At 58.8% G+C, this 26,301-nt stretch carries 26 protein-coding genes and 4 tRNA genes; 23 read left to right on the top strand and 7 right to left on the bottom strand.

Features of this window, described 5'->3' with window-relative positions; genetic code table 11:
* Together pgsA and ACNSPV_RS01395 are read left to right on the top strand one after the other, a co-directional pair.
* Complete coding sequence (gene pgsA / locus ACNSPV_RS01400; protein WP_348584844.1) at positions 1 to 600, top strand: CDP-diacylglycerol--glycerol-3-phosphate 3-phosphatidyltransferase; 600 nt, start codon at positions 1 to 3, stop codon at positions 598 to 600.
* Between the two features lie 79 nt (positions 601 to 679).
* Positions 680 to 1,327 (top strand): hypothetical protein, encoded by a 648-nt coding sequence (locus tag ACNSPV_RS01395; protein ID WP_097777153.1) that lies wholly within the window; start codon positions 680 to 682, stop codon positions 1,325 to 1,327.
* 227 nt (positions 1,328 to 1,554) lie between these two features.
* On the opposite strand, the gene ACNSPV_RS01390 is transcribed toward ACNSPV_RS01395, so the two are convergent.
* Positions 1,555 to 2,727, bottom strand: coding sequence for a trigger factor (locus ACNSPV_RS01390; protein ID WP_348584845.1), 1,173 nt, complete (start codon positions 2,725 to 2,727; stop codon positions 1,555 to 1,557).
* Between the two features lie 313 nt (positions 2,728 to 3,040).
* Between ACNSPV_RS01390 and ACNSPV_RS01385 the strand changes: the two genes are divergently transcribed.
* The 8 genes from ACNSPV_RS01385 (at position 3,041) to ACNSPV_RS01350 (ending at position 12,433) form a co-directional block, all read left to right on the top strand.
* Entirely contained in the window at positions 3,041 to 4,213 is a 1,173-nt protein-coding gene (locus tag ACNSPV_RS01385; RefSeq protein WP_348584846.1) for an NAD(P)-dependent malic enzyme, read from the top strand.
* 15 nt (positions 4,214 to 4,228) lie between these two features.
* Positions 4,229 to 5,068, top strand: a complete 840-nt coding sequence (locus ACNSPV_RS01380) for a fumarate hydratase (protein WP_348584847.1) — start codon at positions 4,229 to 4,231, stop codon at positions 5,066 to 5,068.
* A gap of 14 nt (positions 5,069 to 5,082) precedes the next feature.
* Positions 5,083 to 5,637, top strand: a complete 555-nt coding sequence (locus tag ACNSPV_RS01375; protein WP_348584848.1) for a Fe-S-containing hydro-lyase — start codon at positions 5,083 to 5,085, stop codon at positions 5,635 to 5,637.
* A gap of 243 nt (positions 5,638 to 5,880) precedes the next feature.
* On the top strand, positions 5,881 to 6,273 hold the full coding sequence (locus ACNSPV_RS01370) for a metal-dependent transcriptional regulator (RefSeq protein WP_249237461.1): 393 nt from the start codon (positions 5,881 to 5,883) through the stop codon (positions 6,271 to 6,273).
* Positions 6,274 to 6,430: 157 nt separating this feature from the next.
* Positions 6,431 to 9,733: a DEAD/DEAH box helicase gene (locus ACNSPV_RS01365; protein WP_348584849.1), complete on the top strand. Its 3,303-nt coding sequence runs from the start codon at positions 6,431 to 6,433 to the stop codon at positions 9,731 to 9,733.
* A gap of 12 nt (positions 9,734 to 9,745) precedes the next feature.
* Positions 9,746 to 10,735, top strand: a complete 990-nt coding sequence (locus ACNSPV_RS01360) for a dipeptidase (protein WP_348584850.1) — start codon at positions 9,746 to 9,748, stop codon at positions 10,733 to 10,735.
* Between the two features lie 22 nt (positions 10,736 to 10,757).
* Positions 10,758 to 11,609 (top strand): serine hydrolase, encoded by an 852-nt coding sequence (locus ACNSPV_RS01355; RefSeq protein WP_348584851.1) that lies wholly within the window; start codon positions 10,758 to 10,760, stop codon positions 11,607 to 11,609.
* Positions 11,610 to 11,659: 50 nt separating this feature from the next.
* A complete protein-coding gene (locus tag ACNSPV_RS01350; RefSeq protein ID WP_348584852.1) occupies positions 11,660 to 12,433 on the top strand; it encodes a TSUP family transporter in 774 nt (257 codons plus the stop codon).
* 151 nt (positions 12,434 to 12,584) lie between these two features.
* Here the strand turns inward: ACNSPV_RS01350 and ACNSPV_RS01345 are convergent, their stop codons facing one another.
* The gene (locus ACNSPV_RS01345) at positions 12,585 to 13,442 is read right to left on the bottom strand and encodes a DegV family protein (RefSeq protein WP_348584853.1); all 858 of its coding nucleotides are present in this window, start codon (positions 13,440 to 13,442) and stop codon (positions 12,585 to 12,587) included.
* A 222-nt stretch (positions 13,443 to 13,664) separates the two neighbouring features.
* Between ACNSPV_RS01345 and ACNSPV_RS01340 the strand changes: the two genes are divergently transcribed.
* The 5 genes from ACNSPV_RS01340 (at position 13,665) to ACNSPV_RS01320 (ending at position 17,460) form a co-directional block, all read left to right on the top strand.
* A complete protein-coding gene (locus ACNSPV_RS01340) occupies positions 13,665 to 14,060 on the top strand; it encodes a CPBP family intramembrane glutamic endopeptidase (protein ID WP_348584854.1) in 396 nt (131 codons plus the stop codon).
* 10 nt (positions 14,061 to 14,070) lie between these two features.
* Entirely contained in the window at positions 14,071 to 14,580 is a 510-nt protein-coding gene (locus ACNSPV_RS01335; protein ID WP_339394986.1) for a nucleoside deaminase, read from the top strand.
* A 234-nt stretch (positions 14,581 to 14,814) separates the two neighbouring features.
* Positions 14,815 to 15,795, top strand: coding sequence for an elongation factor P 5-aminopentanone reductase (ymfI, locus tag ACNSPV_RS01330; protein WP_348584855.1), 981 nt, complete (start codon positions 14,815 to 14,817; stop codon positions 15,793 to 15,795).
* A 55-nt stretch (positions 15,796 to 15,850) separates the two neighbouring features.
* Entirely contained in the window at positions 15,851 to 17,227 is a 1,377-nt protein-coding gene (locus ACNSPV_RS01325) for a sigma-70 family RNA polymerase sigma factor (protein WP_249237452.1), read from the top strand.
* A gap of 157 nt (positions 17,228 to 17,384) precedes the next feature.
* Positions 17,385 to 17,460: transfer RNA gene (locus ACNSPV_RS01320), tRNA-Thr, on the top strand.
* Between the two features lie 143 nt (positions 17,461 to 17,603).
* Here the strand turns inward: ACNSPV_RS01320 and ACNSPV_RS01315 are convergent.
* From ACNSPV_RS01315 to ACNSPV_RS01295, 5 genes are all read right to left on the bottom strand, one after another.
* Positions 17,604 to 18,821 carry an iron-containing alcohol dehydrogenase gene (locus ACNSPV_RS01315; protein WP_348584856.1) on the bottom strand — a complete coding sequence of 406 codons (1,218 nt, stop codon included), beginning with the start codon at positions 18,819 to 18,821 and terminating at the stop codon, positions 17,604 to 17,606.
* 216 nt (positions 18,822 to 19,037) lie between these two features.
* Positions 19,038 to 19,113, bottom strand: a tRNA-Thr gene (locus ACNSPV_RS01310).
* 3 nt (positions 19,114 to 19,116) lie between these two features.
* Positions 19,117 to 19,193 (bottom strand) — tRNA-Asp (locus tag ACNSPV_RS01305).
* A gap of 299 nt (positions 19,194 to 19,492) precedes the next feature.
* Positions 19,493 to 19,568, bottom strand: a tRNA-Trp gene (locus ACNSPV_RS01300).
* 70 nt (positions 19,569 to 19,638) lie between these two features.
* Positions 19,639 to 20,097, bottom strand: a complete 459-nt coding sequence (locus tag ACNSPV_RS01295; protein ID WP_348584857.1) for an Rrf2 family transcriptional regulator — start codon at positions 20,095 to 20,097, stop codon at positions 19,639 to 19,641.
* A gap of 129 nt (positions 20,098 to 20,226) precedes the next feature.
* Here ACNSPV_RS01295 and ACNSPV_RS01290 point away from each other — a divergent pair, with 129 nt between their 5' ends.
* From ACNSPV_RS01290 to tatC, 8 genes are all read left to right on the top strand, one after another.
* Positions 20,227 to 20,550, top strand: a complete 324-nt coding sequence (locus tag ACNSPV_RS01290) for a rhodanese-like domain-containing protein (protein ID WP_348584858.1) — start codon at positions 20,227 to 20,229, stop codon at positions 20,548 to 20,550.
* A gap of 274 nt (positions 20,551 to 20,824) precedes the next feature.
* Positions 20,825 to 21,265: a hypothetical protein gene (locus ACNSPV_RS01285; RefSeq protein WP_249237448.1), complete on the top strand. Its 441-nt coding sequence runs from the start codon at positions 20,825 to 20,827 to the stop codon at positions 21,263 to 21,265.
* A 133-nt stretch (positions 21,266 to 21,398) separates the two neighbouring features.
* Positions 21,399 to 22,616, top strand: a complete 1,218-nt coding sequence (locus tag ACNSPV_RS01280; RefSeq protein WP_005937861.1) for a cysteine desulfurase family protein — start codon at positions 21,399 to 21,401, stop codon at positions 22,614 to 22,616.
* A 2-nt stretch (positions 22,617 to 22,618) separates the two neighbouring features.
* Positions 22,619 to 23,062: a Fe-S cluster assembly scaffold protein NifU gene (nifU, locus tag ACNSPV_RS01275; protein WP_005937858.1), complete on the top strand. Its 444-nt coding sequence runs from the start codon at positions 22,619 to 22,621 to the stop codon at positions 23,060 to 23,062.
* Positions 23,063 to 23,296: 234 nt separating this feature from the next.
* A complete protein-coding gene (locus tag ACNSPV_RS01270) occupies positions 23,297 to 24,064 on the top strand; it encodes a hypothetical protein (protein ID WP_348584859.1) in 768 nt (255 codons plus the stop codon).
* 318 nt (positions 24,065 to 24,382) lie between these two features.
* Positions 24,383 to 24,991 carry a Sec-independent protein translocase subunit TatA/TatB gene (locus tag ACNSPV_RS01265; protein WP_348584860.1) on the top strand — a complete coding sequence of 203 codons (609 nt, stop codon included), beginning with the start codon at positions 24,383 to 24,385 and terminating at the stop codon, positions 24,989 to 24,991.
* 91 nt (positions 24,992 to 25,082) lie between these two features.
* Positions 25,083 to 25,289, top strand: coding sequence for a twin-arginine translocase TatA/TatE family subunit (gene tatA / locus ACNSPV_RS01260; RefSeq protein ID WP_348584861.1), 207 nt, complete (start codon positions 25,083 to 25,085; stop codon positions 25,287 to 25,289).
* 2 nt (positions 25,290 to 25,291) lie between these two features.
* A complete protein-coding gene (gene tatC, locus ACNSPV_RS01255) occupies positions 25,292 to 26,101 on the top strand; it encodes a twin-arginine translocase subunit TatC (protein WP_348584862.1) in 810 nt (269 codons plus the stop codon).
* Positions 26,102 to 26,301: the final 200 nt, after the last annotated feature.

Here is a 26,301-nt window from a genome sequence, read left to right as displayed (position 1 = left end):
ATGAATCTGCCCAATAAGCTTACCCTGACCCGCATCCTGCTGGTGCCCGTGTTCATGATCTTTGCGTCCCTGACCGGTCTGAACGGCATCGCGGATGGCTCCTTCCAGCCGACGTATTACCTGATCGCAGGCATCGTCTTTGCCGCTGCCAGCTTTACCGATTTTCTGGACGGCCATCTGGCCCGCAAGTGGAACATGGTGACCGATTTCGGCAAGTTTGCCGACCCGCTGGCTGACAAGCTGCTGACCACCGTGGCCTTCATCTACATGATGCGGGACGGCGTGTGCAGCCCGGTGGTGCTGTGCATCATTCTGGCCCGCGAATTTGCCGTGTCCGGCCTGCGCATGGTGGCCGCCGGCGCCAAGGACGGCAAGGTGATCGCCGCCAACATGTGGGGCAAGGTGAAGACCGTGCTGCAGATGCTGAGCATCATCTTCTACTTCTTTGGCATGGCGATTGCGGCGAATGTGTCCTGGGATGCCACGGTCATGGTTGTGGGAGCCTCGGTGGTGCTGTGCTGGCTGGTGGCTGCCGTGACGGCCATTTCCGGCATCAAGTACCTGTGGGACAACCGCAGCTTCATCAACACCGCAAAATAAAGCGTTTTTTGAAAAAGGGCAGGGAGACCTGCCCTTTTTCAAATTTTCGAGGAAATATTACAAGACGGAAAGGCTTTCCATGAAAAAATTTGCTGATACAGTGCGCCGCCTGCTCTCCATCGTGCTGAACCTGTTCATCGTCTGGGCGGAGCCCATTGCCCTGCCCATGAGCTGGGATTGGGGCAAAGAGCAGATGTTCATTTTCTACACGGAGGATTCCAACATCCTTTCGGCCTGCATCTGCGCCATGGTGGCGGTGGGCCAGCTGGTGTGCATCTTTACCGGCAGGGAACTGCCGCGCTGGCTGCACACCCTCAAGTATATCGCCACCTGCTGCCTGACCATGACCTTTCTCACGGTGGTGTTCGTGCTGGGCCCCATGTATGAGGACGGAAACGGCTGGTACATCATGCTGTGCACCAGCTCCATGCTGTACCATCATCTGCTCAACCCGCTGGCGGCCATCTTCTCCTTTGTGCTGCTGGAGCGCACACCGCGCCTGCCCCGCAGCACGGTCAAGTGGGCGCTGCTGCCCACGGTGCTGTATGGCGGCATCATTTTGTGGCTGAACATCCAGCGCGTGGTGGATGGGCCGTATCCCTTCATGAAGGTGTATGACCAGAGCGTGCAGGCGTCGGTGCTGTGGTGCATCGCTATCCTGCTGATGAATTACTTCTATGCATGGCTGCTCTGGAAGCTGAACGGCGGAAAGAAAGAGAACGCTTGACGATTTGAAATACCCGCCGCTCCGCTCTGGGCATAAATAGCGGAAATACTATTTTTTATTAGAGCAATACCGGACAGACTGCGGTCTGTCCGGTATTGCTTTTTTTCCAGAAGGGGCCGCAAAGAAAAACAGCATCTGAAAGCTCCGGCCCTTCCTGTGAAAAAGCAGCTCCGAAAAGCCCGCAGGCTTTTCGGAGCTGCAAATGAAAGATAAATTTTCCTCTGTTTTTACGCTACGGTGGCATTCTCTTCCAGCCAGGCCAGTACACAGGCCTGCAGAGCGTTCAGGTGCGCACGGTTCTCACCGTAGGTGTCGGCATAGGTGCTGTTGGCGTCGTCCAGTTCTTCCTGCGTGGGAGCAAGGCTCTTGGCTTCGGCCACGGCCTGAAAGATCAGATCCTGCTTTGCCAGATGCTCAAAATAGGCATCCGAAGCGGCCAGCATGGCATCCGCACTGGTGTAGCCCTGCGTCTGGGCAAAGGCGTTCAGATCCATGCTGTAGGCGGTGGCATACTGGTTGTAGTGGTTCAGGAACATGCGGATGTAGTAGCTGGTGATCTCGGCAGGCAGCTCCTTGAAGGTGGAATTGGCCATCAGGTAGTCCACGATGGCGTTGTCGTAGTTGTTGGCATACAGCGCATCGCTGAAGTAGCTGCGCAGCTGGTCGGCGGTGTGCAAATCGTCGCTGACGCCAAAGTTGGACTCCACCCATTCATCGGTCAGTTCGGGGATCACGTTCTCGGAAAGGGAATTCAGGGTCACGCTGAACACGGCTTCCTTGCCGCTGAGGGTGATCGTGTTGCCCTCGGCGTCGGTAGAATCGCCGTAGCCGTCCGGGAAGGTGACGGTCACATCAAAGGTATCGCCCACATTGTGGCCGATGATCTGGTCCTCAAAGCCATCGATGAAGGAACCGCTGCCCAGCGTCAGGTCGTAGCCGGTGGCAGTGCCGCCGGTAAAGGCCACGCCGTCCACGGTGCCGGTGTAATCGATGTTGGCAACATCCCCGCTCTGGGCGGCACGGCCGGTAACGGGCTGGGAGGTGGTGTACTGGTTCAGCAGGCTGTCCATCTGCTGCTGCAGCTCATCTTCGGTGGGGGTCAGGTCGCTCTCCTTCAGGGCGATGGAGCCGAAGTTCTCCGGCAGGGTCACATAGTCCAGCGCTTTGATGCCGCTCCAATAGCCGTTTTCGTCCAGACCATCGCTGTAATCAAAGGTCTCATAGTCGAAGTCGGCCACAGAACCAAACTGTGAGACGGACGCAACAGTGGAAGATGCACTGCCGGAAGATGCACTGTCGGTCTGCTTGCGTCTGCTCAGCGTGAAGCAGGCAACGATGATGCACACCACTGCGGCAAGGGCCAGCAGGATGCACAGGAGTTTTTTGGTGTTGTTTTTCAAAAGAAATACCTCCATAAAAATCGGCCCGCAGGATGCTCGGGCCGTAAAACCGGGATAGACTCCCATCCATTATATACGTTCTGACGGCAAAAGAAAAGTTTTTTGCAAAATTTCCACAAATCCTGCGGCGGGTTTGTATCACTTTTGCCTGCCTGTGGGCGCAAAAATGGGCAAAAGCGGTGGAAATGGGCAGGCGGTTCTGTTACAATAAAAATAAGTGAGCCTTCCCGGGAACATAAGGCCCCTCCCTCAATGAGGGAGGCTTTTCCGCTGAGAGAGGGCGAGGATGCGAACCGCAATGGAGGAAATTTAAATGGATTACAATAAAGCTGCTCTGGAAATGCACGAGACCCACAAAGGCAAGGTGGGCATCGTGAGCAAGGTGGAGGTCGCTACCCGCGACGACCTGTCCACCGCCTACACCCCCGGCGTGGCAGAGCCCTGCCGCAAGATCAAGGAAAACCCCGAGGACGTGTATAAGTACACCTTCAAGGGCAACATGGTGGCGGTCGTTTCCAACGGCACGGCTGTGCTGGGCCTGGGCGATATCGGCCCGGAGGCCGGTCTGCCGGTCATGGAGGGCAAGGCGGTGCTGTTCAAGGAGTTCGGCGGCGTGGATGCCTTCCCCATCTGCATCGACGCCCACGATGCTGCCAGCGTCATTGCTGCCTGCAAGGCCATTGCGCCCACCTTTGGCGGCATCAATCTGGAGGACATCAAGAGCCCCGAGTGCTTTGAGATCGAGGAAACCTTGGAGCGGGAGCTGGACATCCCGGTGTTCCACGATGACCAGCACGGCACCGCGATCGTGGTCACTGCTGCCCTCATCAACGCCCTGCGTGTGGTGGGCAAGAAGATGGAGGATGTGCACATCGTGCTGAACGGCCCCGGTGCTGCCGGTACTGCCATCATCAAGATGCTCATGACCGCAGGCGCAAAGGACATCATTGCAGTGGATCAGTTCGGCACCCTGTACAAGGGCTGCAACAGCGCCGAGGCCCACAAGAACTGGCTGGGCGAGGTGACCAACCCCCGCCAGATCAAGGGCGGCCTGAAGGAGGCACTGGAAGGTGCCGATGTGTTCATCGGCGTGTCCAAGCCCGGCATCCTGACCACGGAGCTGTGCAAGACCATGAACAAGGACGCCATCGTCTTTGCCATGGCCAACCCCACCCCGGAGATCATGCCGGACGAGGCCAAGGCCGGCGGCGTGCGGGTGATGGCCACCGGCCGCAGCGACTTCCCCAATCAGGTCAACAACGTGCTGTGCTTCCCCGGCCTGTTCAAGGGCGCGCTCAGCGTCCGTGCCCGGGACATCAACAATGAGATGAAGCTGGCCGCTGCCTACGCCATCGCCGACCTCATCACCGATGCCGACCGCAGCGAGGAGAACATCATCCCCGGCGCGTTCGACCCCCGCGTGGCCGAGGCTGTGGCAAACGCCGTGGCAAAGGCTGCCCGTGAGACCGGCGTGGCCCGTCTGTAAGCGGAGGACAGGGTTATGAGAACCATTTCCGCACAGGAGATCACGGATACCGTTGCACGGCTGTGCATCGAAGCCAATACACGCCTGCCGCAGGACGTGCAGGCGGCGCTGGACAAGGCCCGGCAGGAAGAGCCGTGGCCGCTGGCCAAGAATACCCTTGACCTTTTGTGGTCCAATCTCTCTGCAGCCAGAGAGGAAAACCTGCCCATCTGTCAGGACACCGGCATGGCCTGCGTGTTCGTGGAGCTGGGCACCGATGTGCACATCGACGGCAGCTTTGAAGCTGCCATCCATGAGGGCGTGCGCCGGGGCTACACCGACGGCTATCTGCGCAAGAGCATCGTAGCCGATCCGCTGCGCCGGGGCAATACCGGCGACAACACCCCGGCGGCCATCACAGTGCATCTGGTGGACGGCGAGGGCTGCCGCATCACGGTGGCACCCAAGGGCTTTGGCAGCGAGAACATGAGCCGCATCCAGATGCTCAAGCCCGCCGACGGCGTAGAGGGCTTCAAGAGGTTCGTGCTGGACACGGTGAAGCTGGCAGGCTCCAATCCCTGCCCGCCCATCGTGCTGGGCATCGGCGTGGGCGGCAGCTTTGACAAGGTGGCGTATCTGGCAAAGAAGGCCCTGCTGCGTCCGCTGGATGTCCCGAACCCCGACCCCTATTACGCACAGCTGGAACAGGAGCTGCTGGCCGCCATCAATGAGCTGGGCATCGGCCCCCAGGGTTTTGGCGGCAAAACCACCTGTCTGGGCCTTGCCATCGAGCAGATGCCTACCCATGTGGCAGGCCTGCCTGCGGCAGTGAACGTTTCCTGCCATGTGACCCGCCGCGCCAGCGCGGAGCTGTAAGGAGGGGAGAGCTTATGGAATACAGACTGACCACCCCCTGCACCGTGCAGGATCTTGCCCCGCTCAAGGCGGGCGATACGGTGCTGCTTTCCGGCGTGGTGTACACCGCCCGGGATCAGGCTCACAAGCGCATGACCGAAGCGCTGGATAAGGGGGAAACGCTGCCCTTTGAACTTGAAGGCAGCGCCATCTACTACGTAGGCCCTACGCCGGAGCGGCCGGGCGAGGTGATCGGCTCGGCAGGGCCCACCACCAGCGGACGCATGGACGCCATGAGCCCGCGCCTGCTGGACCTTGGCAACAAGATCATGATCGGCAAGGGCAAGCGTGACGACGCCGTAAAGGCTGCTGTGGTACGCAACGGCGCGGTGTATCTGGCCGCTCTGGGCGGTGCCGGTGCCCTGATGGCAAAGAGCGTCCAGACGCTGGAAGTCATCGCATGGCCGGATCTTGGCTGTGAAGCGGTGCGCCGCCTGACCGTGAAGGATATGCCGCTGACGGTGATCCTGGACGCCCACGGCGGCGATCTGTACCAGTCCGGCCCGGCGGCATATCTGGAGAGCAGATAAAAGACAAACGGGCTTCGCCCTCTCCGTCTGCTCCCGTTGGCCGCATCGAACTGCTTTTTATGCAAACAAGCCAAAACCAAACCGGCTAAGATGTGGTCAAAACAGCAGATTTATGCAGAAGAAAATTGGTTTGCTTTAACAAACTTCCGCGAATTGCTTGCACATCGGTCAAAAGTGTGATATCTTGTACTATATGAAACCGTGGTGCTTTGCATCCCGGCACAGACAGGAGGCAAACATACCATGCAGATCCACCAATCCGCAGAAGATTATCTTGAAACGATCCTTATGCTCACCCAGCGGATGGGCCGTGTGCGTTCCATTGACGTTGTCAATGAGCTGGGCTTTACCAAGGCAAGCGTCAGCATTGCCATGAAAAAGCTGCGCGAGAACGGCTATATCGCGGTGGACGGCGAGGGCAACCTGACCCTGCTGGCACCGGGCCGCGAGATCGCAGAGCGTATCTATGGCCGTCACCGTCTGCTGACCCACTTCTTTATGCAGCTGGGCGTGGACGAAAAGACTGCCGCCGAGGACGCCTGTAAGGCAGAGCATATCCTGAGCGAGCAGACGCTGGAAAAGATTCGCGAGCGCGCCCTTGAGACCGACTCCGAGCTGACCAAGCCTGCCGAGTGACCGTAAAACCGGAAAATGATCCCGCTTCTTTAAAAGGAGCGGGATTTTTTGTACCCAAAAGGAGCCGCAACTTCCACTTGCATCCGGGAGCGGGGTGCGGTATTCTTATAAGATAAAAAGGTTTATTACCAGCTTCTGAGACCGGGAGGGAACAGCCATGGATGCAGACGAGATCCGCGCGCTTTTGGGCGAAACTGTTTTTGAGCGGGTCAAAAAATACCGCAGGCGCATCCAGCAGAGCACCTGCACCGTCAACGCCGATGGGGTGCGCCACATTTCGGCCATGGTGCAGGGCAGTGGTGGCAGCTATTACTACACGCAGGCATGGCTGCGGGAAAACGGCAGCTTTGTCAGCGCGTCCTGCAGCTGCCCGTATAACCAGAACGGCGAGGGTGCCTACTGCAAGCATATCGGCGCATTGCTGCTGGACGATGCCGAAAAGAATGCCCCTGCACCGGCGGCAAAGCCGGATGCCATTCCGGGCGTGGTGCGGGGCACTGCCGGGCTGGGAACAGAGCCATCCCGCCGCGACAGCTACGCTTCCGGTCTGGAGATGCTGTTTGGCAAAAAGTGGCACGGAGAAGCGCCGGTGTCGGACCACGAAGCCCGCAGGCTGCTGGATACCTATAAGGAAGCCGCGCTGGAGGATCTTGGCGGCGGCGAGGTGCCCCAGCGCACCGGTTTTGTCCGACTGGAACCGGAGCTGACCCTGCTGCCCGGCGCGCAGCCATGGCTGCGGCTGCGCATTTCGGACGGCGGGCGGCAGTATGTGGTCAAGAGCATCCCGGATCTTTTGGAAAACATCGAACACGGCCGCAGCGTCAGTTACGGAAAGGCGCTGGCCTTTGTGCACCGGTGGGATGCCTTTGATGAGGAGTCCCGCGCCCTTTTGCAGCTGCTGCGCCGTCAGGTGAGCGCAAGGCAGAGTCTGGATAAGGCTGCAGTGCGGGTGTATGGCGGGGCCGAGCAGGGCCCGGCAGGCGGCATGATCCTGACTGGAGAAAACTTTGACGCCTTGGTTCAGATGTACGCACACACCGGCTTTCTGGGCGGCTACGAGCTGCGGGAGGGTCTGCCCGCAGTCACCCTGACCGTGGCACGCAGCCGCGGCGGCGTGCAGGTGGAAGGCGAACCCGCACTTTCCGCTGTGCAGGGGCTGGATTATGATTACCTGTTCAGCGAGGATACGCTCTGGCGGCTGCAGCGGCCCGGGTGCACCCGCATCCTGCCCGCATTGCAGGCGCTGGGCGGCAAGAGCCTGTTCTTTACCAGCGCAGATGCCACGGCCTTTTGCAGCTATGTGCTGCCGGAGCTGGGCAGCAGGCTGAACATCGTGGACCCGGAACGCCTGCTGCTGAACCAGATCCCGCTGGAGCCGGTGGTGCAGTTCTATCTGGATGCGCCGGACAGCTTCCGCATTGAGGCCCACGCGGAATTTCTGTACGGAGAGGATAAGGTCACGCCGTTTGCCCCGGCCCCGGCGGGCCTCTTGCGGGATGTGCGTGCCGAGAGTCGTGCAAAGCGGCTGCTGGCTTCCTATCTGCAGCCCGGCGTCGGCGGCAATGAGGAAGTGTACGGCACCGCCGACGAGGAAGAGATCTGCCGTCTGCTGGAAGAAGGCATCCCGGCCCTGCTGGCAGAGGGCGAAGTCTACCTGAGCGATGCATTCCGCAGCCTGCAGGCCGCGCCGCCGCGCATCACGGTGGGTGTTTCGGTGCACGGCAGCGTGCTGGATCTGGAAGTGGATACCGGCGAGTTCCCGGTGACCGAGCTGAAAGAGCTGCTGCGCTCCCTTCACCAGAAAAAGCGCTACCACCGCCTGCGGGACGGGAGCCTGCTGCGGCTGGACGACAGTCTGGAAGGGCTGGATGAGTTGAACGATACGCTGGAGCTTTCCGGCGTCCGGCTCCGGAACGGCCACGCCGAACTGCCGCTTTACCGGGCACCCAGTCTGGACTGGGCGCTCTCGGGCCAGAACGGCCTGCGCTTCAACCGCGACGATGCCTTCCGCCGCATCAGCCGCAGCTTCCATGCCGTGAAGGACAGCGAGTATACCCCGCCGGAAAGCCTGCACAACGTGCTGCGCAAGTACCAGAGGGACGGCTACCGCTGGCTGCGCACGCTGGACGGCTACGGTATGGGCGGCATTCTGGCCGATGATATGGGCCTTGGCAAAACGGTGCAGGTGCTCAGCTACCTGCTGGCCATGAAGGAAAGCGGGCAGACCCTGCCCAGCCTCATCGTCTGCCCGGCGTCGCTGGTGCTCAACTGGCAGGAGGAATGCAAAAAGTTCACGCCGCAGCTCATCTGTGTGGCGGTGGACGGCGACGCCGCCCACCGTGCCGAGCTGGCAAAGCAGTGGCAAAACGCCGACCTTGTGGTGACCAGCTACGACCTGCTGCGCCGGGACGAAGAGCGGTATGCGGAACAGGCGTTCTATGCCTGCATTCTGGACGAAGCCCAGGCCATCAAGAACCACACCACCCAGAAATACAAGGCGGTGTGCGGGGTGAACAGCAAAGTGCGGTTCGCCCTTACCGGCACCCCGGTGGAAAACCGTTTGGGCGAATTGTGGAGCATCTTCTCCTTCCTGATGCCGGGGTATCTGCCGCCCTACAAGAGCTTCTGCGCCCGGTTTGAAAAGCCCATCGTGCAGGAGGAGGACAAGGATGCCCTGCGGCGGCTGAACCAGCTGACCGGGCCGTTCATCCTGCGGCGCATGAAGTCCGAGGTGCTTAAAGAGCTGCCGCCCAAGACCGAGAACCTCCACCGCATCGAGCTGGACGAGCAGCAGCGCAAGCTCTACCTTGCCGCTGTGGTGGACGCGCGGGAAAAGCTGCGCGCCGCCAAGCCCGAGGATAAAATGGCGGTGTTCGCGGTGCTCATGCGCCTGCGGGAGATCTGCTGCGACCCCCGCCTTGTGGCGGACAACTGGGACGGCGGCAGCGCCAAGCTGGACGCCTGCATGGAGCTGGTGACGGCTGCTGTGGAGGGCGGACACCGCATCCTGCTGTTCAGCCAGTTCACCTCCATGCTGGAACTGCTGGCAAAACGGCTGGACGAAGCAGGCGTGAGCCACTTTACCCTGCAGGGCTCCACCCCAAAGCCGGTGCGTGCGGAGCTTGTGCGCCGGTTCAACAGCGGCGAAGCGGATGTGTTCCTCATCTCGCTGCGGGCGGGCGGCACCGGCCTGAACCTGACGGCGGCAGATATCGTCATCCACTACGACCCGTGGTGGAACGTGGCCGCGCAGAATCAGGCCACCGACCGCGCCTACCGCATCGGCCAGCGCAATCCGGTGCAGGTGTACAAGCTCATTGCGCAGGACACCATTGAAGAAAAGATCGTGGAGCTGCAGCAGGCAAAGCAGGACCTTGCCGAGACGGTCACCGGCTCGGCAGACGGAGCGATCCTGTCCATGAAGCCGGAAGAGCTGCTGCAGCTGCTGCAGGAAGAATAAGGAGAGACTGCCATGAAAGTCTGGGATCTGCACTGTGACACCCTCAGCGAGCTGCGCCGCGCCGAAAAGGCGGGACGGCCCAAGAGCTTTGCGCAGAACGATCTGCACATCGACCTTGAAAAATTACAGAAAGGCGACTATCTGCTGCAATGCTTTGCAGCCTTCGTCAATCTGGACGACCCCGCCCCGGGGGCGGACCCGCTGGTGACGGCACTGGAGGAGATCGACTGGTTCAAGCGGATCATGGCGGCATACCCGGACTCCATTGCCCCGGTGTACACGGCGGCAGACATCCGCCGGAATGCTGCGGCGGGAAAGATCAGCGGGATGCTCACCATCGAGGAAGGTGCCTGCTGCAAGGGCAGCGTGGGGGTGCTGCGCCGGATGTATGAGCTGGGTGCGCGCATGATGACCCTGACATGGAACCACGAAAACGAGCTGGCAAGCCCGCAGCGGAACCCCGGCGGCGTACTGGTGCCCCAGACCGAAAAGGGTCTGACCGGAACAGGCTTTGAATTTCTGGCCGAGATGGAGCGGCTGCACATGATCGTGGATGTGAGCCATCTTTCGGATAAGGGCTTCTGGGATATCGTGGAGCACGGCACCCGGCCTTTTGCGGCCAGCCACTCCAACTGCCGTGCACTGGCACCCCACACCCGCAACCTGACCGATGAGATGATCCGTGCGCTGGCAGAGCGCGGCGGCATTGCGGGCCTGAACTACTATGCGCCCTTTCTGGACGCCGACCCCACCCATCCGGAACGCTGCCGCAGCACGGCGGCGCTCATTGCGAAGCATGCGGCCCACTACAAACAGGTGGGCGGTGCCCAGATGATCGCTCTTGGCAGCGATTTTGATGGCATCGATGGCCCCCACCAGCTGGAAAATGCATCCTTCCTGCCGCTGCTGGCGGATGCCCTGCGCAAAGAGGGATTCACCGAGGACGAGGTGGAGGGGATCTATTTCCGCAACGCCATGCGCTTTTTTGAGGAAAACCTGTAATAACAACGGAGAATATGCCGATATGGATAAAAATATGACGCTGGAAAAGCGCATTGCTGCGGAGCTGTACTGCTATCAGGGGAGAATGAGCGTGTTCGTGGACGACCTGCAGGGCCATACCGTGGAGGTGGGCGCGGACGAGGAGTTCGAGACCGCATCCACCATCAAGGCGTTCCTTCTGGCGGCGCTGTATTTGCAGGTGCAGCGGGGCAGGGCCAGCCTTACGGACGAGCTTGCCTACGAGCAGAGCCAGTTTGTGGACGGCAGCGGCATGCTGCGGGCGCTGGGCGTGGGCGCAAAGCTCAAGGTGAAGGACACCGCCACCATGATGATCATTTGTTCGGACAACATCGCCACCAACATGCTCATCGACTATCTGGGGCTGGACACCATCAACGCCTGCATCCGGGAGCTGGGCTTTGCCCACACGGTGCTGCACAATCCGCTGCACTTTGACCGCTACCGCCAGCTTGGCACCACCACGCCCCGGGACTATGCGGCGCTGTTCGCCCGCATTGCAAAAGGGGAGCTGGTCAGCCGGGAAGCCAGTGCCGAGATGCTTTCCATCCTGCGCCAGCAGCACTACAATACCATGCTGACCCACGATTTTCCCCAGTATTATCTGGACTGCGAGGAGACCGGTGCGCCGGAGCTCATCTGGGTGGCCAGCAAGAGCGGCAGCATGAACGCCTGCCGCAACGATGGCGGCATCGTCCATACCCCCTACGGCGAGTATGTCATCGTGCTGATGAACAAGGACTTTCAGGATATCATCGAGTACAATGAACATCCCGCCATGGTGTACGGTGCAAGGGTGTCCCGCATGATCCTGGATCAGGTGCTGGCCTGTGAGGGACGGCTGTTCCTGTCCTGAAATGCACGTGCAAAAAACAAAAAACTGGAAAAATAGAGAGAATTATAACAATGGGTATCACACTCTCGCCATGGATGATGGCGTTTCTCATTCTGATGACGGGCTTTGCAGGCTTTGTGGACTCGGCAGCCGGAGGCGGCGGCCTTATCAGCCTGCCGGCCTATCTGTTTGCCGGACTGCCGCCCCACTACACCTATGCTACCAACAAATTCAGCGCCGCCTGCGGCACCACCTTTGCCACAGCCAACTTTTTCAAAAACGGTGCCATGAACCTGAAGGTGGGCATCCTTGCAGCCATTGGCAGCTTTGCGGGCAGTGCGCTGGGGGCGCATGTCGTGCTGCTGCTCAGCGATGAGCTGCTGCGCACCATGATGTTCCTCATCCTGCCGGTGGCGGCAGTGGTCATTTTGTGGCAGCGCGACCTGCCGGACCAGAACCGGGACGACGGCACCCTGAACCTGAAAAAGATCCTGCTGGCGCTGGGCATCGGCTTGGGCATCGGCCTGTACGACGGCATCGTGGGCCCGGGCACCGGCACCTTTGCCATCATTGCCTTTACCACCCTGATGGGTTTTGACCTGCGCACCGCCAACGGCAACGGCAAGGTGCTGAATCTTGCCAGCAACTACGCCAGCCTGTTCACCTATCTGATGAACGGTCTGGTGGTGTTCCACATCGGCATCCCCTGCGCCGTCAGCAACATTCTGGGCAACCTGCTGGGCTCCCATTTCGCCCTGAAAAAAGGTGCACGCTTCATCCGCCCCATGATGCTGGTGGTGCTGGTGTTGCTGCTGGGCAAGCTCATCTCGGACGCAGTGCTGTGAGCGCCAGGCGCGCCAGAGGCTCCCTCTCCGAGGGAGCTGGCAAAACCGTCAGGTTTTGACTGCGGGAGTTTGTGGCCCCCAACAAAAAAACAAGCCGGGCAGCCCGCAGGGCTGCCCGGCTTTGGTCGGATGATCTTTTTTCGGTGGTCGCTTATTCCAGCACCAGCCCCTTGTCGAAGAATGCCAGACCGAACGCGCCGGGGCCCGCGTGGGTGCCAATGACGCAGCCGATCTGCCGCACCAGCGGTTCGGGCAGATCCAGAGTATCCCGGAAGTAGTTCTGGATGGGCTGCACTTCGCGCAGGCTGGCAGAGTAGCCTGCAACCGTGGCAAAATCCGGACTGATGCCGCCCAGTTCGTCGATCTTCTTGAACAGGGCTACATAGGCACCGGGCAGGCCGCGGGCCTTGCCGGCCATGGCTACCTTGCCCTCCTTGATGGTGATAAGGGGCTTGATGCCCAGCATCCCGCCCGCGACGGCCACGGCGGCAGGCAGACGGCCGCCCTTGCGCAGATACTTCAGATCGTCGATGGCGGCAACCAGATGCAGATGCTCCTTGGCATGCTCCAGATCGGTGGCGATCTGCACCAGCGTCTTGCCTGCGTCCCGCAGCTGTACGGCCAGACGCACCAGCAGCGCTTCGCCCAGACACACGTTGGCACTGTCCACAAACAGCACGTTGTCCACATTGGCAAGGTCTGCAGCCAGCTTTGCGCACTGCCATGTGCCGGACAGCTCGTGGGACAGGAAGATGCCCAGCACTTCGTCCCCGGCAGCAGCGGCTTCCAGATAGAACTTCTCGAACAGTTCCGGGCTGGGCTGGCTGGTGGTGGGCAGCTTGCGGCAGGAAGCCAGATGGTCATAGTAGGCGCTGGGGGTCATGTCGATGCCGTCCCGCAGGACGACGCCGTCCTCCAGCGTCACGTTTAAAGGAATCACGGTCACGCCCAGCTGCTCTGCCTCGGCAGGCAGGATGTCGGACGCAGAATCGGTAAGAATGCGGATCATAAAAATACCTCCGGATCTCCGGTGAGTGAGAGCTTAAATCATGTTAGTCAACGATTTTTGATAAAAGGTCGGAAAACATTATACCAGAACCGGCAGGGAAAAGTCAATCGTTTTCCAGTACACTCTGGCCAAAATTGCTTCGTCACAGCGCAAAATACTTGCGCGGCGGCCAATGGATGTGATAAGATAGACGCTGACTGATGCGGCAGGGAGGGCAGGGCCATGGAACGAAATGAAAAAACAAGGGCCCTGCTGGCCGCATTCGGCTGTGCGCTGGCTTACCTGCTGGCGGGCAAGGTTCTGACGGCGGTCCTGCCGCAGGTGCCGGAGGAAGCCGCCCGGATGTGGGCCTTTGTGCACCGCTGTGCCGCTGCGCCCATCGTAGAAGAACTGGTGTTCCGCGGCATCATCCAGCAGCTGGCTCGGCCGCTGGGTGAGAGGCAGGCCGTGGCTTTGCAGGCGGTGCTGTTTGCCGTGCAGCATAGGGGCCCGGCAGGCATGGCCTATGCGCTGGTGTGCGGCCTTGTGCTGGGCACCATCCGCAGCCGCACCGGAAGCGTATGGCCGGGGATGCTTTTGCATACATTGAATAATCTGCTGGTTTTTGCAGCAGGATAAAGGGGAGCCTATGACCGATTTTGAATTGATGGGCCTTGCGCTGGAGGAAGCCCGCAAGGCGGCGGCGCTGGGCGAGGTGCCGGTGGGGGCGGTAGTGGCCCGCAGGGGCGAGGTGGTCGCTGCGGCCCACAACACCCGCGAGACCGAAAAAAACGCGCTGCACCATGCAGAGCTGCTGGCCATCGATGCGGCGTGCAAAAAGCTGGGCGGCTGGCGGCTGTGGGAGTGTGAGCTGTTCGTTACACTGGAGCCCTGCCCCATGTGCGCCGGAGCGATCCTCAACAGCCGGGTGCGGCGGGTGGTATACGGTGCGGCAGACGCCAAGGCGGGCTGCTGCGGCAGCGTGACCGACCTGTTCGCCATGCCCTTCAACCACCATCCGGTGGTGGAAAGCGGTCTGCGTGCCGAGGAGGCACAGGCGCTTTTGCAGGCGTTTTTCAAAGACCTGCGGGCACGGCTTGCGGCAAAGCCGAAGTGGAAACCGCCGGTACAGCCGGGGCAGAATATGAAAAAACCGTAAAAAAGTGGAAGCTGCGTGAAAAAGCAGGCGGCTTCCACTTTCTTTTTTCGGCAAATTGTGCTATATTATTTAATGGTGTTTTGTCGAAACCCATCTTGCGCACCTGCCTGTCACGCCAAGCGCCGGACTTTGACCGGAAAAGAAATGGACGTTGACCGGGGGAGATGGGCGGCAGAACATCTCCTGCACGGCGCACAGCTGCTGTGCAGAGAACACGACAGGAGGACCATACTCTTGTACGAAGATGAATTTGAACTGACGTTCAATCTGTCGGGCGAGGAGCCGCAGCCGGAACAGGCTGCGCAGGAACCGCCTGCAGCGCCAAGGCCGAAGGAGACACCGGCAGCATCTGCGGTGGACGAACCCACCCGGGTGATGGTGCTGGAAAAACCTGCGCCGCAGCCGGTCCCGGAGCCGGAGACGCCAGAACCGCCGCAGGAGCCGGAGAAACCGGCAGCCGAAGAGGCAGCTGCGGCGCGTCCGTCTGCGGGCAATGGCCGGGGCGTTTTGATCTCCGGCGGCGACCGGGGCATCGGTGCGGCTGCGGCCCGGGTGTTTTATGAGGCCGGTTTCCGCGTGGCGGTGCTGTACCACAGCAACGCCGAAGCCGCTGCGGCACTGGAAAAGCAGCTGCCCGGCATTACCGCCGTGCAGTGTGATGTGGCGTCCCGCGCCAGCTGCGAGCTTGCGTTCCGCACCGCAGAGCAGGCGCTGGGCCATGTGGATGTGCTGGTGAGCAATGCGGGCATCGCCCAGCAGAAGCTGTTCACCGACATCACCCCGGAGGAGTGGCAGCACATGCTGGATGTGAACCTGACCGGTGCATTCCACCTGTGTCAGCTGGCGCTGCCGGGCATGATCCGCCGCAAGGCCGGACGCATCCTGACGGTGAGCAGCATGTGGGGCCAGACCGGCGGCAGCTGCGAGGTGCACTACTCCGCAGCAAAGGCGGGCCTGATCGGCCTGACCAAGGCTTTGGCCAAAGAAGAAGGCCCCAGCGGCATCACAGTGAACTGTGTTGCGCCCGGGGTCATCGATACCGATATGATGGCAGCGTTCACCGCCGAGGATAAGGCGGCGCTGGCCGAGGAGACCCCGGTGGGCCGTCTTGGCAGCGCAGATGAGGTGGCAAGGCTGCTGGTGTTTCTGGCGGGTGAGGATGTCGGCTACATCACCGGACAGGTGTTCGGTGTGAACGGAGGACTTGTGATCTGATGCACAGGAACACGTTATTACAGGATTTTCCCCGGAGCAAGAAGGAGAGAGCAAAATGGGCATGACTTTAAAGGAACTGTTGACGAAAGGCGAAGGCACCATTTCGGCCAAGGAGGCCAAGGCGCTGGCTGCGCAGTGCAGAATGGATGAGGAAACGCTCTATACCCTTCTGGAAGAACGCGGGATCAAGGTGCTGGAAGAGGACACGGAGCCGATGCTGGATGTGGACAGCATCATGGCAGAGGTGGAGAGCGCCGAGAACAACAACGATGATCTGGGCATCACAGAGGACGAGGACGAGCAGAGCGAGGAGAACCCCGCAGACCTGAAGGCTGCCATGGACGAGCTGCTGGACGACCCTGTGAAGAACTACCTCAAGCAGATCGGTCAGATCCCGCTGCTGAGCGCCGAGCAGGAGGTGGAGCTGAGCCGCCGCATCCATGCCGGTGCCGAGGCAGCGCATATCCTGCAGGCCGACCGTCAGAAATACGGCGGGCCGGAGTACATCAAGAAGAACAGCGCCCGCTTCTCCTTTGAAGAGGACGAGAACAGCCGCAGCTATACCGAGGATCTGGACGAGGAAGGCAACGAGAAGCCCACCGAGGATGCCGAGGAAAAGGCCGCAGAAGAGGAAGCCATGGAGGCCGTGGAGAACGGCCCCCTGACCGACGAAAAGCGCGCAGAGCTGCTCAAGACCCGCCGCGACGGCCTGAACGCCCGCCGCAGCCTGAGCGAGGCGAACCTGCGTCTGGTGGTGTCCATTGCCAAGAAGCATGTGGGCCACAATCTGGCATTTCTGGATCTGATCCAGGAGGGCAACATCGGCCTGATCAAGGCTGCGGAGAAGTTTGACTGCGACCGTGGATTCCGCTTCTCCACCTATGCGACATGGTGGATCCGTCAGGCCATCACCCGCGCCATTGCGGATCAGGCCCGCACCATCCGTATCCCGGTGCACATGGTGGAGACCATCAACCGGATGCGTCAGGCCACCAACCAGCTGGTGTACCAGAACGGCCACGAGCCGACCCCGGAAGAGCTGGCAAAGGCCATGGATATGAGCGTGGAGCGCGTGCGTGAGATCCAGCGCATGGCACAGGAGCCGGCAAGTCTGGAAAGCCCCGTGGGTGAGGAAGAGGATTCCTCTCTGGGCGATTTCGTCGCAGACGAAAATGCCGAAGCTCCCGGCAAAGCCGCAGACCGCGCCATGGTGGCACAGCAGATCAATCTGGCGCTCAAGAGCCTGACCCCCCGTGAGGAAAAGGTCATCCGCCTGCGTTTTGGTCTGGACGATGGCCGCCCCCGCACGCTGGAAGAGGTGGGCCGCGACTTTGGCGTTACCCGTGAGCGCGTGCGCCAGATCGAGGCAAAGGCCATCCGCAAGCTGCACAGCCGCAAGTGCCTGTCCCTGCTGAATGGCCTGATCGAGTGATACAGATCGAGTTTTGAACATGCAAACCGCCCGGCCGTGGAAAACGGCCGGGCGGTTTTTGCGTAAAAACCGACTTTTTGCAAAAGACGCAAACTATTTTGCAAAAAACACTTGCAAAACAGCAAAAGCTGTGGTATTATAATTGAGCTGTGATTGTGCTGCTATAGCTCAGTTGGTAGAGCGCATCCTTGGTAAGGATGAGGTCTCCAGTTCGAATCTGGATAGCAGCTCCAGCTCAGACGCCTCGAAGCGGAAACGCTTCGGGGCGTTTTTGTCGTATAAAAGCAGGCCGGACAAAACAAAAACCGGCTGTCGGCTCACAGAAGCGCGAGACCGGCAGCCGGAATGGGAGGCTTATGCAGTTAGGCGGTCAGGCTCAGAAATCCACCTCGGTGTCGTAGTAGCAGCACTTGAGCAGCTTTTCCATCTCTTCCTGACTGGGCTGGCGGGGGTTGGAGCCGGTGCAGGCATCGGCAATGGCGTTCTTTGCGATCTCGGGCAGGCGCTGCAGGAACACGTCCTCCGGCACAAAGCCCTGCTCGGCGGGGTAGGAGTCCGGGCCGTAGTGCTGGATGCAGTGGGGGATGTTCAGCGCATCGTTCATGCCGCGCAGGTACTCGATGAGCAGCGTTACCTTCTCGTCATCGTTGGCGCCGCCCAGCTTCATCTCGTCTGCAATGACGCCGTAGCGCTTCCTGGCTTCGGGGTCCTTGGCGTTGAACGCGATGACCTTGGGCAGATACATGGCGTTGGCGGCACCATGGATAATGTGTGCGCCGTAGTCCGCAAAGGCAGCGCCGGTCTTGTGGGCCATGGAGTGCACGATGCCCAGCAGTGCGTTGGAGAAGGCCATGCCGGCCAGACACTGGGCGTTGTGCATGGAGTCACGCTTGGACATGTCGCCGTTGTAGCTGTCCACCAGATCGCCCTGGATCATGCGGATGGCAAAGATGGCCAGCGGGTCGGTGTAGTCGCAGTGTGCGGTGGAAACATAGGCCTCGATGGCGTGGGTCATGGCGTCCATGCCGGTGTGGGCCACCAGCTTTTTGGGCATGGTCTCGGCCAGATCCGGGTCTACGATGGCCACGTCGGGCGTGATCTCAAAGTCCGCGATGGGGTACTTGATGCCCTTCTGGTAATCGGTGATGATGGAGAAAGCCGTCACCTCGGTAGCGGTGCCGGAGGTGGAGGAAATGGCGCAGAAGTGGGCTTTGCGGCGCAGCGGCGGGATGCCGAACACTTTGCACATCCCCTCAAAGGTGATCTCGGGATACTCGTACTTGATCCACATGGCCTTGGCGGCATCGATGGGAGAGCCGCCGCCCATGGCGATGATCCAGTCCGGCTCAAATTTCAGCATGGCCTCAGCACCGCGCATGACGGTCTCCACCGAGGGATCGGGTTCGATGCCTTCAAACAGTTCTACTTCCATGCCTGCTTCCTTCAGGTAGGAGACCGCACGATCCAGAAAGCCGAACCGCTTCATGGAGCCGCCGCCCACGCAGACGATGGCCTTTTTGCCGGTAAAAGTCTTCAGGGCTTCCAAAGCGCCCTTGCCATGGTAAAGATCACGGGGCAGGGTAAAACGAGCCATAGTAGTTACCTCCAAAAGTTCCAATACTCTCTATGCGGCCAGACTGCCGCCAAATGCATTATGTTAATTGTATAACAACTGTACGGTGACATCAATTGACGGCAGCGGAAGAAAGTTTCCGCTGCTTTTGGGCAGAGTAGACAACCAGATGGATGCAACAAAGGACCGCAAACAAAAAAACACCCCGAAGTCCTAAGACTTCGAGGTGTCTGCGCATGGAGCTGCTATCCAGATTCGAACTGGAGACCTCATCCTTACCAAGGATGCGCTCTACCAACTGAGCTATAGCAGCAAATGGCGACCCGGATCGGGCTCGAACCGACGACCCCCAGCGTGACAGGCTGGTGCTCTAACCAACTGAGCTACCGGGCCATGATCGCTCAAGTTTCGTGCGGTGCTTACCGCCGGAACGTGCTTTATTATATCGAAAAACCGCCTGCTTGTCAAGCATAAATTTCAAAAAATGCAAAAAACATGCTGTTTTCCTCTCCGGTCCCTTCCCGTGAAAAAGTGTTCCGGAAATGACCGCAGTCATTTCCGGAACACGAACATAAAAATGATATTTCCGCTGAAAATGGCCAGAGCGAATGCGGAGGCCATTCTAAATGGTTCGGCCTTGCCGCAGGCGTACAAAAACAAACCGCACAGGCTCCGAAGAACCTGTGCGGTTATGGCAGGGGTAGTAAGTTTCGAACTCACGGCACGCGGTTTTGGAGACCGCTGCTCTACCAGCTGAGCTATACCCCTATAGGCATTCGCTGAATGCTTAGTTATTATAGCCGATGCAAAGGCGAATGTCAAGCATTTCTTTCAAGATTCAGGCATTTTTCGTGCCGCAGCTGCAGCAGCCCTCTTTTTTGTCTGCGGTGGGCAGCTGACGGGCAAGCTGCTCCAGCGTTACACTGTCGATATACTGGTTGATGACCTCGTCAAGGCCGGTCCAGAACGGCAGGGTGAAGCACTGCTCCCACATGGGGCACTCGTTGGTCTCGCTGCCAAGGCAGGGAATGGGGGCCACACTGCCCTCGATGGCGCGCAGGATCTCACCGGCGGTGTAGGCGGCAGGGGTTTTGGTCAGGCGGTAGCCGCCCTGACTGCCGCGCTCACTCTTGACAAGGCCTGCCCGGGCCAGCGGCGTGACGATCTGCTCCAAATATTTCAGGCTCAGGTTCTGCCGCTCACTGATCTCCTTCAGGCTGACGGTGGTGCCCGGCGCATAGCGTGCCAGCTCGGCCATCAGGCGCAGGGCGTAACGGCTTTTGGTCGAAAATTTCATGGCGATCCTCTCCTTATTGCTTCCTATAGTATAGCACGTTGCTCGGATTTTGCAAAGGTATCCTCTTGTGCAAACAAAAAAGGTCTGCTATCATAGGATGGATAAGAGGATAACATAAGGAGTGAGAGTATGACTGAGAAGATCACTGCTGCCGACGCCATCCGTCTGCTGGATGCACACGAGGCAACCGCCGTGGACGTCCGGGAGCCGGACGAATTTGCTGTGGGCCACATTCCGGGGGCAAAGCTGCTGCCGCTGAGTCAGGTGCTGAGCCGTGCCGCCGAGGTGCTGCCGGATAAGGATGCCATGTGGCTCGTCTACTGCCGCACCGGCCGCCGCAGTGCCGATGCCGTGCAGAAGCTGGAAGCGCTGGGCTACACCAATCTGCGGGATCTGGGCGGCATCCTGAGCTGGCCCTACGAGATCGAGGGAGATTTTGAGGGGCATTTTTAAAGCTGCCCGGCGTGACTCCCTCAGTCAAAACCTGACGGTTTTGCCAGCTCCCTCGGAGAGGGAGCCTGGCGCGCCCGCAAGCTTTGCGGTTTAGCCGGAAACTGCATCGTTATGCCAAAGGCCCCATCCCAGAGGGGGTTGGCACGGCGTAGCCGTGACTGGGGGAGTTCCTGAGAGAGCGCAGCGGAGGATATTCCAGATCGTCCCGCGAAAAGCCGCCGTGTACTTTATATAAAAAGTAAACGATCCTACCAGAAAGAAAGGAAACCACGCCATGTCGTTCCATGCAAAAGACTTTGCCGGCAGCCACTGCGGCTGCCGCTATCAGCAGGATTACCGCCCCACCCTTGGCCGGGACGGCAAAAAGGAATCCGGTACGCTGGAGGTCATCAAGTTCTACTATGATGGCGCTATCCGGTTCGAGCAGCACTGCTACGGCGAAGCGGCTACCTTCGTGTTCGGCGTATGGGCGTCCGGCATGGACGAGGACGGCACCCTGCACTGGGTGCTGCCCGACCGCCGCAAGAGCTACTACGATGAGGCGTATCTGCCCAAAAAGCTGGACCGCGTGGACGAACAGGGCAATCTGTACTTCGACGGCGGCGTTTTTCCCTGGAAGCTGGCAGACGATTTTGCCGAAGATAAGCGCTGGGGCTACCCCAAGTGGAAGGTGTTACTGGGAAAACTGACCGGAAAGGGCAAAAAAGGTGACTGAATCACGAAAATCCAGTATTCATATTGACATACTAGGGAATGATATGGTATAACTTATCCGTTGAAAGGATTCCGCATCTGCACAGGGCATTCAAGGCTCCTGCAGACGCGTTCAATAAGAAAGGATCATTCCTATGGAAAACATGGAAAAAGTGGTTTATCTGGATAATGCTGCCACCACTCCCTGTGCTCCCGAGGCACTGGAAATGATGGTCAAAGCCCTGAGCGGTGCCTGCGGCAACCCCAGCAGCCATTACAGTGTGGGCTATGAGGCCAAGGAATTCGTGGACACCGGCCGTGCGCAGGTGGCAAAGGCCATCAATGCAAGTCCGGCTGAGCTCTTCTTTACCAGCTGCGGCTCCGAGGCCGACAACTGGGCCGTAAAGGGCACTGCCTTCACCAAGGCACGCCAGAACAAAAAGCACCTCATCACCAGCGCTTTTGAGCATCATGCCATCATGCACAGCATGGCTGCACTGGAGCGCATGGGTTTTGAAGTGACCTATATCAAGCCCACCGCCGAGGGCTACATCCGTCCCGAGGACGTGGAAGCTGCCATCCGTCCCGATACCGCGCTGGTCAGCATTATGATGGCCAACAACGAGATCGGCACCATCCAGCCCATCAAGGAGATCGCAGAGGTCGCTCACAAGCACGGTGTCTGGATGCACACCGACGCGGTGCAGGCTGTGGGTGCCATCCCCGTGGATGTGAAGGAGCTGGGCGTGGATATGCTGTCCATGAGCGCCCACAAGTTCAATGGCCCCAAGGGCATGGGTGCGCTGTACTGCCGTAAGGGCGTATGGCCCCAGAACCTGATCGATGGCGGCAGTCAGGAGGCCCGCCACCGTGCAGGCACCGAGAACGTGGCCGGCATTGCTGCCATGGGCAAGGCACTGGAGATCGCCACGGCGCATCTGGACGAGCGCATGGCCCACGAGAGCGAGCTGCGCGATTACGTCATCGACCGCGTCCTCAAGAACATCCCGGAAGCCCGCCTGAACGGCGGCCGCAGCCCCCGTCTGCCCAACAATGTGAACATCAGCTTCCCGGGTCTGGAGGGCGAGACCATCCTGCTGGATCTGGATATGCACGGCATCTGCGCCTCCACCGGCTCTGCCTGCAACTCCGACAGTCTGGACCCCAGCCACGTCCTGCTGAGCATCGGCGTGCCGGAGGAGATCGGCCACGGCTCCATGCGGTTCACCTTTGGCCCGCAGAACACCATGGAAGAAGCAAAATATCTGTGCGACGTGCTGGAGGAGGTCATTCCCCGCCGCCGTGCTATGAGTTGTATGTGGCTGCAGGGCCAGAACACGGCCCGCCAGTTCAGCCTGAAGGGAGAGCAGTAATTATGGCAAGCATGTATAGCGCAAAGGTCATGGAGCATTTTGCAAATCCGCACAACGTGGGTGAGATCCCCGACGCAAACGGCGTGGGCGAAGTGGGCAACCCCAAGTGCGGCGATATCATGCGCATGTACCTGAAGATCGAGAACAACGTGATCGTGGATGTCAAGTTCCTCACCTTCGGCTGCGGTGCCGCCATCGCCACCAGCAGCATGGCCACCGACCTCATCAAGGGCAAGACCATCGACGAGGCCCTCAAGCTGACCAACAAGGCTGTTGTGGAAGCTCTGGAAGGTCTGCCTCCCATCAAGGTGCACTGCTCTGTTCTGGCCGAGCAGGCCGTCAAGGCTGCTCTGTCCGACTACTACCGCCGTCAGGGCATCGATCCGGAACCCATCGTGGGTAAGCTGGAAGAGGACTGCGACCACTGCGAGAGCTGCGGCCACTGATCCCCGCATTATGGAAGCCTGCTATTGGACAATGTGCCCGATGGCAGGCTTCTTTTTTGTGGAAATGGGAATCTTTTACAGCATATTGAAAAATGATATAATAGAGAAAAGATTGTTGCCTTTTCAAAAAAGGAGGAAATTACCTGTATCTGAATGCCAGTGAGAAGGTGCGTGCAAAAGCACTTGCAGATATTTCGTATACAGAAGTCGAATCGTGAATAGGAGGAGATAAAAATGCGGAGAAAAATTTCAGCGATCCTTGTAACAGTGCTGATAATGCTGATGGTAATGCCAATGGGGGCTTTTGCGGCAGTGCCTTCGGTACAGGAAGTGGAAACGCTGATTGCACAGATCGGGACAGTCACGCGCGAGAACCGCAGTGCAGTCGAAAAGGCTGTCAATGCTTATAACCAGTTAGACGATGCTTCTAAAGCGGGCGTGTCAAATTTTGATGTGCTGGCCGAAGCACAGCAGATTCTTGGCATCAAGGACGCGCTGGCGAAATTGAATGTCGAACACGACAGAGTAGAAAATAATTACACAATATCGGATTCTTATGCTGAGAGTACGCTGAATACAGGGCTATGTATGGTTGCACCGAGCATTTGTGTTTATGGTGACAGGGACGAACTGGTTTTAATGATTTCTTTTGTCTATGTTGGAGATGAGCTCCTAAATGCAAATAGGGTCATCGTGCGAGCAGGGGATAACAAATATACTTATAATCAAGATGCCTTTAGTGCAATCGGCCGAGATGTTTGTAAAATCAATACGGGTAAACTCAAATGGGTGGAGGGCTTTGTAACAAGAGCAGAAGATTTCGATATTGAACTGCTGCGGGATGCATTAAGTTCACAGGAAGCAATTTTCCGATTTAGCGGATATCAGAACTATGACTATGTATTAACGCAGCAAAATCGTCAGGCTATCACGGATGTGCTGAATGCCTACAACCTTATGTGCTCTGTCAGCCCGGACGTATTGCGCAAAGCGCTGGCATGACTTTTGAACTGTGAGAACAGGCCGTTTTGAAAAGTCGGCACTGTTGTATCCTATCCAATTTGTAATAAACTGGCTATAAAATATTACAAGTTTACAAAAACACCCTGTTCACTTACTCGTTCATGAAAAGTTCATATATTGTTCAGAATGAGTTCACCACTTTTCGGTATAAGTAGGGCAACACAGGCGCAAAGAGCGCCGAACTCCCACGGAAGCGGACGAAGAACAGGGCAAAGAATGGGTTCGCGGCACCCACTGCAAAGCGGATGCGTCGGCTCCGGAAAACGTCCCGCCGCACAGGAAAGGAAACGAGTTAGTATGAAAATTGGTTTTTGGGAACTTGTCGTCATCGTGATCGTGGCGTTCGTGTTCATCGGCCCGGATCAGCTGCCCGTCTACGCAAAGAAGATCGGCAAGATGCTGCGTGAACTGAAAAAGTACACTGGCGCTGCTTCTGAGGAGATCCAGAAGAACGTTGTGGAGCCGCTGAATGAGATCCAGGCTCCCCTGAAGGAAGCCGTTGCCCCGCTGACCGATATCAAGAAGGATATCGACAACAGCGTCAAGGATGTGACCAAGAGCTTTACCGGTATCGGCAAGACCAGCAAGGAGGAAGCTGCCAAGGCAGAAGCTGCCGAGGAAGTGACCGAGCTGACCGAGGAGCCGGTGGAAGAGCTGGAAGAGGACGCTGCACCTGCCGCCAAGGCCGAGGAGAACGCTCCCGCTGAGGAGACCGCTGCACCTGCCGAAAAGGCCGAAGAACCCACTGCCCCGGTTGAAAAGGCTGAGCCTGCCGCTGCACCCGCAGAGGAAAAGGCCGAGCCTGCCGTAGAAGCGGCTCCCGCACAGGAAGCTGCCGAGGCTGCTCCTGCGGCCGAGCCGGTGGAGGAAGACCCTCGTCAGAATGATGTTCTGCCGAAGGACTGATTACTTACTGGATGCACCCGCGCCCGCGGTTGCCTGATACATGCAATAAGCCCGCCACGCGGCGCGGCAAAGTAAAAAGGAGATTTTTATTATGCGTATTGGTACTAACGAACTGCTGATCATCCTGGTCGTCGCTCTGCTGATCTTTGGACCCAAGAACCTGCCGAAGCTGGGCAAGATGTTCGGCAAGACCATCAACGGCTTCAAGAAGGGCATGGAGGACGAGGAAGGCTCCTCCGATGATTCCGAGGAGAAGACCGAGAAGAAGGTTTCCAAGAAGGACGAAGACGAGGAGTAATTGTGGCTACGAACGTTAAGCGCAAAAAGAAAAAAGCCGAAGTAATGGCAGAGGACGGCAGCATGACGCTGACCGGCCATCTGAAAGAACTGCGGAACAGGCTGATCATCTGCGCGGTGGTGTTCGTGGTGGGTGTTGTGGTCTCGCTGGCATACGCCGACCGTCTGATCGATCTGCTCACTGCCATGGGCCGCGACTATTACGAGTTTGTTTCCATTGCCCCGCAGGAAAAGCTGATGCAGTATTTCCGCGTCTCCATTCTGGCAGGCGTGGTGGTCACTGTGCCGGTGGCATTCTACCACATCTATGCATTTGCAAAGCCGGGCCTGAAACGGAGCGAGAGCACCTTCTTCAAGCTGGTCATGCTGCTGGGCCTTATCCTGTTCTGCGTGGGCGTGCTGTTCGCCTACAAGCTCATGATGCCCTTCATGCTGCGTTTCCTCAGCACCGGCATCGAGGGTGCAGAGTACATCCAGACCACCACCAGTATCGAGAGCTATGTCAACCTCTGCTTGACCATGTTCATCATTTTTGGCTGCGTGTTTGAGATGCCTCTGATCACCATCATCCTGTCCAAGATGGGCATTATCAACCCGCAGCTGCTCAAGCAGGTGCGCGGCATTGCCATCGTGATCATCTTCTTCATCGCAGCTGTTGTCACCCCGCCGGATATCGTGTCTCAGTGCATGGTGGCCGGCCCCATGGTGCTGCTGTACTTCATCAGCATCTTCCTGAGCGGCATCTTCTATAAGCCGAAAAAGGACGATGACGACGAAGAGGATGACGAGGATGAGGGCGAGGACGAAGAGTAAGCTCTGACTTCAGGTTTTCTGTTTTATCATTGCAAAAGCAAAGGCTGCTGTGCCATTTGGTGCAGCAGCCTTTTTGTATGTGGAAAATGTTTTCGGTGCAGAGCGTAATCGCGTGGGAGCGGGTTTGCGTGTTTAACGCTTGCATTATCTGCTGTTTGCCGCCGCATCGTTGCTGCTCAGTCTATACAAGCCATCTGCCT

It is taken from the genome of Faecalibacterium sp. 3 (assembly GCF_048323735.1).
GTDB lineage: Bacteria > Bacillota > Clostridia > Oscillospirales > Ruminococcaceae > Faecalibacterium > Faecalibacterium wellingii.
The sequence above is the reverse complement of the archived record's forward strand: the minus strand, read 5'-3'. Positions and strand labels throughout refer to the sequence as shown.